Origin of the sequence: Clostridium sp. AF29-8BH, assembly GCF_003478145.1 — a bacterium.
GTDB lineage: Bacteria > Bacillota > Clostridia > Lachnospirales > Lachnospiraceae > Otoolea > Otoolea fessa.
On the sequence record NZ_QUEL01000019.1, the window covers coordinates 58,589 to 68,307 of the forward strand.

Genomic DNA, 9,719 nt, shown 5'->3' on the forward strand with positions numbered 1-9,719 from the left:
TTACTGTCCCCGCTCTGCCATCAAAATCGCAATCTCATTCTCATTGATACCAACCATCGCCTCGCCCAGATCCTCAGAAATCGCAGCAAGTAATTTTGCATCCTTGTAATTCGTTACTGCCTGCACGATCGCCGACGCACGTTTCTCCGGATTGCCTGACTTGAAGATACCAGATCCAACAAAGACTCCCTCTGCGCCCAGCTGCATCATCAGAGCCGCATCCGCCGGGGTAGCCACGCCGCCTGCCGCGAAATTGACAACCGGGAGACGTCCATTGTCATGTACATAGCGGAGCAGATGAACCGGAACTTTTAACTGTTTTGCTGCCTCGTAAAGCTCATCCTCACGCAGATTCTGAACCCGGCGGATCTCCGAATTCATCGCACGCATATGGCGGACTGCCTGTACGACATCGCCCGTTCCCGGCTCGCCCTTGGTACGGATCATCGAAGCACCTTCCTCGATCCGGCGCAGCGCCTCTCCCAGGTCTCTCGCACCGCAGACAAACGGAACCTTGAACTGTGTCTTGTCAATATGGTACACATCATCCGCCGGAGATAATACCTCGCTCTCATCGATATAATCAATCTCGATCGCTTCCAGAATCTGCGCCTCCACAAAATGACCGATCCGGCACTTCGCCATAACTGGAATCGAAACTGCCTCCTGAATGCCGCGAATCATCTTCGGGTCACTCATACGGGACACACCGCCCGCTGCCCGGATATCCGCCGGAATCCGCTCCAGCGCCATAACCGCACACGCGCCTGCCGCCTCCGCGATCTTCGCCTGCTCCGGGGTTGTGACATCCATGATAACGCCGCCCTTTAACATCTGTGCCAGCTGTTTATTCAGTTCATAACGATTCTCTGCCATTTTTATTCCTCCCGTGGTTGAATATGATTTTTCTTTGTAAGCCAAGCGTCCTTACGATCCTTGCAATCAATACCCGAATCCACTGAATCATTCACAGGCAAGCGCCTCTTCTGCCTTTCTATTCTGCCTTGCGAAAAACAATTCACTGACATTCTGTATTTTTACATTCATTTCCGCATCAACTTAGTAGGAATTATAGCAAAAACTGTACTGATTAAAATATACACTTTTAAATATTTTAATCAGTACAGTTTGTTCTTTTCTCAAATCTTATTCTATTTTTCTTTTATCTGCACAAACCGGAGCGCCCCGGCATTCCACCAACGCCACTCCACTTACCCATTTTTCAGCTTTCCGTTTGTGTCTACGCCTCTTCCGCCTCCAGCAGCGCCTGGTACACATCCCGCTTCGAAACCCCGCGGTCCTTCGCCACCAGCTTCATCGCTTCCTTGCGGCTGTTTCCCTGTGATTCATAATGTTCCATATGCTCTTCCAGGGACATCTGCTGCCAGCGCGCCTGATCCTCCGCCTCGATCTCCTGGACGGATTTGCCCTCGATGACGATCACGCACTCGCCCTTCGGCTCATTTTCCGTATAATACGCCACCGCCTGCGAAAGCGTCGTCCGGAACGCCGTCTCGTATTTCTTCGTCAGCTCCCGGCAGATAGACGCCTTTCTATCCCCCAGCGCCTCGTAAAGCTCCGTGAGCGTCCGCAGAAGGTGGTGCGGCGCCTCGTAAAGCACAATCGTGCGCGTCTCATTCTGAAGCTCTGCAAGCACCCGCTGGTGCTCCTTCTTGTCCGTCGGAAGAAATGCCTCAAAACAGAACCGTCTCGTCGGAAGTCCCGAAATAATCAGCGCCGTAACACACGCCACCGCTCCCGGAAGTGCGGTTACTTTAATTCCCGCCTCACAGCACTGGCGCACCAGCTCCTCGCCCGGATCCGAAATACCCGGCGTCCCGGCGTCCGTGATGCAGGCAATATTCATGCCCGATTTCAGCTTCTCCACCAGCACACGCGCCTTCTCGACCTTATTGTACTCATGGTAGCTCGTCATCGGTGTATGAATATCAAATGATTCAGAAGCTTAATACTGTGCCGCGTGTCCTCCGCCGCAATCAGATCCACCTGCTTTAACGTCTCCAGCACCCGGAATGTGATGTCATCCAGGTTGCCGATCGGCGTGGCACACAAATATAATGTTCCTTCCATCGTTCTCCTATTCCATTAATACCCGTAAATATCATAAATCTCATCCGTATACACGCCCGGCTCTTTGTACACAATGATCGGCTTTTCCACTGTCATCAGCGCGCCGCCGCCGCGCACCGCCTCGATGAGAACCATATTTGCCTCTTTATCTGCAAACGGATGGACAAATTTCATCCGCTTCGGCTCCAATTTCTGACTTTTCATCGCCATCAGAATCTCAATGAGCCGTCTCGGACGGTGCACCATATAGAGTCGTCCGCCGGGACGAAGTGCCGAAGCTGCCGCGCGCACGACATCCTCCAGATTGCAGAGAACCTCATGGCGGGCAATCGCCTTGGGAAGATCGGGATTTTTCAGCCCGTGGCTGTCGTTCATGTACGGCGGGTTCGTCGTTACCACATCAAAGGATGCCTTCTCAAACAGCGTCGGAACCTCCTTGATATCGCCCTGCACGATCGAAACCTTCTCTTCCAGCCTGTTGAGCGCCACACTCCGGGACGCCATCTCCGCCATCTCCGCCTGGATTTCCAGACCTGTAAAATGGCTTCCTTCCGTCTTTGCCTCCAGAAGAATCGGGATAATACCAGTTCCCGTTCCCAGATCAAGCGCTTTCTCGCCCGGCTTCACCGATGCAAACCCGGACAAAAGCACCGCGTCCATGCCAAAACAGAACCCGTTCGTCTTCTGGATGATCCGGTATCCGTTCCGCTGCAGTTCATCGATCCGCTCGCCCTCTTTAATTATCATCCAGCTTCGACTTTCCTTCCTTTTTCTCCAGTGCCTCCAGCGCTTTCAGCTCCGCATCGTTGACATTTCCCCTGTCACGGCGGCGCTTCGGCTTAAACTTGAGCTGATCCACACGGTAATCACGGATCTCCTTCTCATCCCGTCCTACCGTCACAACCACCTTTACCTGCTGGCGCAGGACGCTGACACTGTGAACCTCGCCTTTCAGCCCGTCATCCGTTGTGACGTAATCGCCGACACTCGGCAGATGGCTGTTCAGATCCTCATACGTCTCTTCCTCGTATTTCAGGCAGCACATCAGACGACCGCACACACCCGAAATCTTCGTCGGATTTAAGGACAGGTTCTGCTCTTTTGCCATCTTGATTGAAACCGGAATAAACTCCGATAAATATGAATGACAACAGAGCGGACGACCACAGATACCGACGCCACCCAAAATCTTCGTCTCATCCCGGACGCCAATCTGGCGCAGCTCGATCCGCGTCTTAAAGACCGCCGCCAGATCCTTGACAAGCTCACGGAAATCGATTCTTCCATCCGCCGTAAAATAAAACAGCAGCTTATTGTTATCAAAGGTGTATTCTGCATCGATCAGCTTCATCTGCAATTCATGCTTGCGGATCTTTTCCTGACAGATCTGGAATGCCTCATGCTCTTTTTCTTTATTCTTCCGTTCCAGCTCCTCGTCATTCTTCGTCGCCATACGAATGACCGATTTCAGCGGCTGGATCACCTTCTTCTCATCCACCTCGCGGACGCCAAGAACCACCTCTCCGAACTCGATTCCGCGGGCGGTCTCCACGATCACATGGTCGCCCATCTTGATTTCCATCTGCGCCGGATCGAAGTAATATACCTTTCCGGCCTTGCGGAACCGGACTCCGATTACCTTTATCATAAATTTAATTCTCCTTCATCGTCAAAAGCATCAGCTCCAGCGCCAAATCGGTGTTGACGTTAGCATTCAGCCGGACTTTTGCCTTTTCAATCGCACTCAATATCTCTTCCAGCCCCTCATAGGAACTCTTCTGGCAGCAACTGCTGACCGCTGAATACTCCTCCTTAAAGATCAGCGAATTCATGTCCTTTGTGACCTTAAACATCAGAATATCCCTGTACCAGAGCTGCATGAAATCCAGGCACTCATACAGATCCAGATTGTCCTCCTGCAGCTTGCGGATATAATCCAGAAGCATCGGAATATCCATGTCCTTGATATTTTTAAGCAGCGTCAGCACCTCTCGGTACAAAAGTGCAAACTCCTCCGAAGAGGCGAGATGAATCGCTTTTCCTAAATTTCCTCTCGCAAACGCCGCATAAATATCTGCCTGACCATCCGAAACGCCCATTTTCTCCGTCAGGTAATCGCTTACCACCGAATCCTTGAGCGGACGAAGTTTCAACTGGATACAGCGGGACAGGATCGTCGGCAGAAATACCTCCGGGTTCGTCGTGATAAGCACCAGCACCGCATAGGCCGGCGGCTCCTCAATCGTCTTTAAAAGAGCGTTCTGCGCCTGCACCGTCATTTTCTCCGCCTCATCGACCAGATATATCTTATATGGACTGCTGTACGGGCGGATCGAAACCGTATCATTGATCTGAATCCGGACATCATCGACACCAATGCTCGCCGGTTTCTCATGTGTCACCCAGATCACATCCGGATGGTTGCCCGACAAAAACTGCTTACAGGAATGGCATTCCATGCACGGCTCCGTCCCATGTTTCTCGCACAAAAGCGTCATGGCAAATGCCTTCGCGATCGTCTTGCGTCCCATTCCTTCCTCGCCCGACAATATGTAAGCATGTGAAACTCTCTGATACCCGATCGCCTTCTGAAGGTGCTCTTTTATCTTCTCATGTCCAATAATATCGTGAAAACCTGCCATCTTGATGCTCCTTTCAGGGCTGGACTATGGATTTTAATTCTAAAATCGTTTCAATCGTATGGATCGGTTGGGATCCCTTCTATCATGCCCTTCTTTTATTATTTGTAAAACTCTATCATCTTAGTATAACACAAGATTTACCCTCTGCCTAGTGCGATGAAATTCCGAATTTGTTACTGTTCACGCATACGTGCCCAGTAACGGAATTTGCCGTGGCTTCGCATTTAAATACGGCAAATTCCTGCTGCCACCACGTTTTCTTACGGCACTTTCGGTTCCAAAAGTGCCAATCCCTGAGCCCGATTTCCCTTACCAACGTATCCACACACGCTTCCAGCTCGCGGTTTTCAAACCGGTTTTCCGCCCGGATCCCACATTTTTCCATATTTTCGGCACTGAAATCTGCCTCATCCGCCAGGAAACGGCGGCACAGCTCCGCATACTTTGGCTCTGTCTGCTGCCGTTCCCGGTCAAGCGCACGCTGAAGGCGTTCACCGTCCTCCACCTCAATATAAAGCGGCACCAGCACATCCGCACCGAAATAATTCCGCGTCCCCTCATACGATTCCAGCGTCCCGATCATGAAATAATCATGCGATCCCAGATCGATCTGCCCATCGTCCACCGTTGCATAACTCCACGGTCCATAAACAGTCTGGTAGGTTCTCTTTTCAATGATCTTTCCCTGTTTCTCCAAATCCGCAAGCCTTTTTCCGGTCACAAAATAATACTCCACACCGTCCCGCTCGCCTGCCCGGATCGGTCTGGTCGTATACGGCACCACCGTCCGGATCTGCGGCAGCCGCTCTCTCAATATCTTATAGATCGTGTCCTTCCCGGACGCGCTCTTTCCCATCACGTAAAATATATGTCCCATCTTCCTATTATGCCTTTCCAGCCAGTATTTTCACACGCATTCCATCGTATATATAAATCCGATTTTTCTCTGTTTCTTATGGCAAATGTGCGAACCTGCTAAATAACAACCTCTATCCACAAATTCAATTTGTCTGATTTTTCACAAATTCCTTCCACCGTAAGTCCCAGCTTCCAATCCTCACGGATCCGCGCGATCTCCCTTGTTCCAATCCGCTCTCCCGGCATCAGCATCGGCACCCCCGGCGGATAAATAGTAACGCAGGTCCGCGCCGCCCTTCCTTCCGCCTCCTCAAGCGGCACCAGCATGCCATCCCCATGCCATGCCTGCCAGGGGAGACACATCTGCTGTGGATAGTTTTCTGAATCATTTTCTTGGTTCGGTTTCTGATTCGATTGTGCTCCCGAAAACGGTTTCTGCCTGCCTTGTTTTGCATCTTTCAGCCCAACACTTTCCGCCTCCAGCTTTTCCACCCGCGCATCCAGCTCCAAAAGTGCCCGCTCCAGACGCGAAAATCCTTCCTCCGTATCCATAAACGAAGTCATCAGAAGCACATACCGCCCGCTCGACATCTCCGCCTCCAGATGGTACTCTGTCCGCAAAACCTCTGCCAGTCTGGTTCCCGTCATAAAATCTGGAAATAGCACCAGTTTTGACGGATCATATCCATACACACCTGCCGCACCACAGATTTCCTCTTTCAGAAGCCGGAAATGTTTTAGCTTCGCCAATTTTTCCCGGAGTTCCCGCAATCGCGCGCCATACCGCGCCATCTCCCCGGCTCCTTTTTCTGCCATATACCGGACGCAGTTCTCCATCGACGCAATCAGAATATACGACGGGCTGGAACTCTGGTAAACCGATAAATACTGTTCCACCTTCTTCGCATCCAGAATCTGGCTTTTCAGATGCAGAATCGCCGTCTGTGTCAGAGATGGAAGCGTCTTGTGAAGACTCTGGATCACCAGGTCCGCCCCCTCCTGTAACGCCCCATCCGGGAAATAGTCCATCCCCAAACGGCAGATGCGCGCCGTGCGCCTCATCCACAATCAGCGCCGCTCCATGCCGGTGCGCCGTCGCTGCAATCCCCTGGATATCCGACACGATCCCCTCATAGGTCGGGGAAGTCACAAACACAGCCCGGATCTCCGGATGCTCCAAAAGTGCTCGTTCCACCTGCTCTGGCTCGATCCCTCCCGGAATCTGAAACTCCGGCACCTCCTCCGGATATAAATATACCGGTTCCAGCTGGTTTAAAACCACCGCGTGATACGCCGATTTGTGGGAATTTCGAGCCATGAGGATTTTTTCCCCCGCTTCACCGCAGCCGCGATCGCCGCCAGAATCCCGCACGTACTGCCATTCACCAGATACCAGCTCCGGTCTGCTCCGTACACCGCAGCCGCCGAATTCATCGACTCTTTCAAAATATCTTCCGCATGATGCAGGTTGTCAAATCCATCAATCTCCGTGATATCCACCGAAAATGGATTCGGAACGGAAGTTATCCCCATTTTCACCTGGCGTTTGTGGCCCGGCATGTGGAACGGGTAGGCATCCGACGCCGCATAGGTGGATAAACGTTCTAAAAGCGGCACTTCCGGACGTAGGATGATTGTTTCCGACTGCATTTTCCTGTCTTTATTCACTTTTTCTTCTTCCTTCTGTTTCTCTCTTTTTTCGTTCATGTCTTATTTCTATCCGCTGCACCGCATCCCAAAAGCATTTCATTTCCCTGAAAACAACTTTTTAAAATTTTATTTTAATCTTTTATAAAAAACTACCGCAGTATCTGATCGCCATCCTTGACACAAAGATTTTTCTTCACACCTAATGTTACCATCCATCCACGGACAATCGGCGTCTTATACGAACCAGCGCCCGCGACACCATCCTGCACATTATCCCAGAGCCAGTCCGGCGTCGGCCATAAGCAGACCTCCGGTGAAATCTCCTGGTAGAGCTCCTCTTCCACACCTCTCTGCCCATGGTGCGCCATCTGTAGCACATCCGATTTCAGTTCCTCCTGCGTATGATTGGTAAGAAAATCTTCCCCTGCCTGCCAGCCCATATCGCCCAAAAACAGGATCCGTTTTCCGCCCATATCCACGCGGTACGCGACCGAGCTGTTATTAAAACTATTTTCCGTGCAGGCAAATGGCTCGTTCATCACTGTGATCTCCGCGCCCGCCACTGAAATCTTCTGCCCTTTCGTAAGCGTCCCGCATTTTTCTGCTTCCGGCAGTTTCGCAATCGCTTCCGTGATCCGATCATAACACTCCAAATCTGAATCCCGTCTTGAAACCTGCTCCTGACCTAAAAATTCTTTATTCAGAAATGAATAATACACCTTACCGATCGAGATCGGCATCGGATCCATGTTTAAAATCTCCGTGATCGCCCCCACATGATCGCTGTGCGGATGAGTTAAAAGCCATGCATCCACATGACCGCCCAACTCCTGAATAACCTCAATCAAATGCGGTGCATCGACATCACGACCGCCGTCTACCACGATCACCGCGCCTTCCTTCGTCTTCATAACGCAGGAGAGGTTCTGCCAGATATCCGCACACGCTAAAAGCCGAAGCTCTCCCCCGTCCAGATACGGCTCCTCCACGCCCGCTCCGCCGCCTCCGCCGCAGCTAACGCTTCCATTTCTGCCGCCGACTGCTGTTCCCCCAGGTTATCTAAATCAATCGGCTGATCTGGATTTTCTCCATTTTCATCTCGGACAGCCTCCCGCTCTGTACTGTCCACGATTGCTACCGTTCCGGCTGTCTCCGGATAGTTCGTGAACCGGCGGCTGCATCCGCTCAAGTTCAAAAGGAACGTCATGCCAAGCGCCACCGCTGCATATAAATATTTCCGGCGTTTCTGTTTCATCTTGTTTGGCTCCATTTTTCTTCTCCATTTTAAAATTTCTGCATTTGCCTATTTCTATTCTTACTTCCATTTTGGTTTTCTATTTGCTTCTGTTTTCAATCAATTATAACAGCTGCCATATCCGAAAACAAGAAATTATATATTCAAGAAAGACTCCTGTCTGAATGGCTTTTTTACTTAACATGAATGTTAAACGAAATTTCCTATTTCTTCTTCGCGTGAGTGCGCATCATTGGCACGTTAGTGCCTTTTTGTGTAATAGGAAATTCCTTGGAATTCGCTATTACACAAAAAACCGCCACACTGTCTCCAGTGTGACGGCTTCTCATCTTCATGAGGCATCGGGGATTCGAACCCCGGACAACTTGATTAAAAGTCAAGTGCTCTACCGACTGAGCTAATACCCCATATGCCCAGAACCGGAATCGAACCAGTGACACGAGGATTTTCAGTCCTCTGCTCTACCAACTGAGCTATCTGGGCGTAATGGTTATTTGGTTTTATGCGGATTAAAAGTTTGCTTGTCGCTTTTTTTAGTCCGAAGTGCTCAGTTCAAAAACTTCGTTTTTTCGCTTACGGCATTCGCCGTATGTTCTTCAAAATCTATCCGTCAAAGAATATGCAAGCATATTTTTGACTCCTATATTTTGAAGACCGCACTTCTCATTGCATAAAAAAAATTGCGGGGGCAGGATTTGAACCTGCGACCTTCGGGTTATGAGCCCGACGAGCTTCCAGACTGCTCCACCCCGCGCTAATTCTTACTCTATTATTATATACAATTTCTGGAAAAATACAACCATTATTGTAAAAATAATAATGGATGGAGGTGGATTCGAACCACCGAAGCGAGACGCAACAGATTTACAGTCTGCCCCCTTTGGCCACTCGGGAACCCATCCATTTTAAAAAGCCGATGATCGGACTCGAACCGATAACCTGCTGATTACAAATCAGCTGCTCTGCCAATTGAGCCACATCGGCATAAAACATTGGTAACAATGGGGCCTACAGGGCTCGAACCTGTGACCCTCTGCTTGTAAGGCAGATGCTCTCCCAGCTGAGCTAAGACCCCATCTACGATACTGCACCAGTCCATATTCATTTTTCAAAGAATTGAAATAGTCGTATCTAAACGACCCGGATGGGGTTCGAACCCACGACCTCCGCCGTGACAGGGCGGCGCTCTAACCAGCTGAGCCACCGGGCCAAAAGGTATATAC

Annotated in this window: 9 protein-coding genes, 7 tRNA genes and 2 pseudogenes; all 18 read right to left on the reverse strand. The window is 50.5% G+C overall.

Annotation, left to right across the window (positions count from 1 at the left end; all coding sequences use genetic code 11):
* The 18 genes and pseudogenes from pdxS to DWZ16_RS11610 all read right to left on the reverse strand — a co-directional run bounded on the left by pdxS (position 1) and on the right by DWZ16_RS11610 (position 9,706).
* The gene (gene pdxS / locus DWZ16_RS11535) at positions 1-876 is read right to left on the reverse strand and encodes a pyridoxal 5'-phosphate synthase lyase subunit PdxS (protein WP_107001769.1); all 876 of its coding nucleotides are present in this window, start codon (positions 874-876) and stop codon (positions 1-3) included.
* A gap of 364 nt (positions 877-1,240) precedes the next feature.
* A pseudogene (gene rsmI, locus DWZ16_RS11540) lies at positions 1,241-2,091 on the reverse strand (16S rRNA (cytidine(1402)-2'-O)-methyltransferase).
* 15 nt (positions 2,092-2,106) lie between these two features.
* A complete protein-coding gene (locus DWZ16_RS11545; protein ID WP_107001771.1) occupies positions 2,107-2,838 on the reverse strand; it encodes a tRNA1(Val) (adenine(37)-N6)-methyltransferase in 732 nt (243 codons plus the stop codon).
* Positions 2,828-3,739, reverse strand: a complete 912-nt coding sequence (locus tag DWZ16_RS11550; RefSeq protein WP_022360400.1) for a stage 0 sporulation family protein — start codon at positions 3,737-3,739, stop codon at positions 2,828-2,830. The genes DWZ16_RS11545 and DWZ16_RS11550 overlap by 11 nt, the downstream gene beginning before the upstream one ends.
* A gap of 4 nt (positions 3,740-3,743) precedes the next feature.
* On the reverse strand, positions 3,744-4,733 hold the full coding sequence (holB, locus tag DWZ16_RS11555; RefSeq protein ID WP_117796592.1) for a DNA polymerase III subunit delta': 990 nt from the start codon (positions 4,731-4,733) through the stop codon (positions 3,744-3,746).
* Between the two features lie 148 nt (positions 4,734-4,881).
* Positions 4,882-5,610, reverse strand: coding sequence for a guanylate kinase (locus DWZ16_RS11560; RefSeq protein WP_118482600.1), 729 nt, complete (start codon positions 5,608-5,610; stop codon positions 4,882-4,884).
* A 98-nt stretch (positions 5,611-5,708) separates the two neighbouring features.
* On the reverse strand, positions 5,709-6,653 hold the full coding sequence (locus tag DWZ16_RS16935; protein ID WP_412694338.1) for a hypothetical protein: 945 nt from the start codon (positions 6,651-6,653) through the stop codon (positions 5,709-5,711).
* Positions 6,654-6,681: 28 nt separating this feature from the next.
* Positions 6,682-6,909 (reverse strand): annotated as a pseudogene (locus DWZ16_RS16940) (decarboxylase); the annotation flags it as partial.
* Positions 6,864-7,298: a hypothetical protein gene (locus DWZ16_RS16270; RefSeq protein ID WP_243022015.1), complete on the reverse strand. Its 435-nt coding sequence runs from the start codon at positions 7,296-7,298 to the stop codon at positions 6,864-6,866. The pseudogene DWZ16_RS16940 and the gene DWZ16_RS16270, both read right to left, overlap by 46 nt.
* 92 nt (positions 7,299-7,390) lie before the next feature.
* Complete coding sequence (locus DWZ16_RS11570) at positions 7,391-8,230, reverse strand: ComEC/Rec2 family competence protein (RefSeq protein WP_118522889.1); 840 nt, start codon at positions 8,228-8,230, stop codon at positions 7,391-7,393.
* Positions 8,188-8,511, reverse strand: a complete 324-nt coding sequence (locus tag DWZ16_RS11575) for a hypothetical protein (protein WP_118522890.1) — start codon at positions 8,509-8,511, stop codon at positions 8,188-8,190. The genes DWZ16_RS11570 and DWZ16_RS11575 overlap by 43 nt, the downstream gene beginning before the upstream one ends.
* Before the next feature lie 319 nt (positions 8,512-8,830).
* A tRNA-Lys gene (locus DWZ16_RS11580) sits at positions 8,831-8,903 on the reverse strand.
* 3 nt (positions 8,904-8,906) lie between these two features.
* Positions 8,907-8,979: transfer RNA gene (locus DWZ16_RS11585), tRNA-Phe, on the reverse strand.
* 197 nt (positions 8,980-9,176) lie between these two features.
* Positions 9,177-9,250, reverse strand: a tRNA-Met gene (locus DWZ16_RS11590).
* Positions 9,251-9,316: 66 nt separating this feature from the next.
* A tRNA-Tyr gene (locus DWZ16_RS11595) sits at positions 9,317-9,398 on the reverse strand.
* Positions 9,399-9,407: 9 nt separating this feature from the next.
* Positions 9,408-9,480, reverse strand: a tRNA-Thr gene (locus tag DWZ16_RS11600).
* An 18-nt stretch (positions 9,481-9,498) separates the two neighbouring features.
* Positions 9,499-9,571 (reverse strand) — tRNA-Val (locus tag DWZ16_RS11605).
* 61 nt (positions 9,572-9,632) lie between these two features.
* Positions 9,633-9,706: transfer RNA gene (locus tag DWZ16_RS11610), tRNA-Asp, on the reverse strand.
* Between the last annotated feature and the right edge of the window lie 13 nt (positions 9,707-9,719).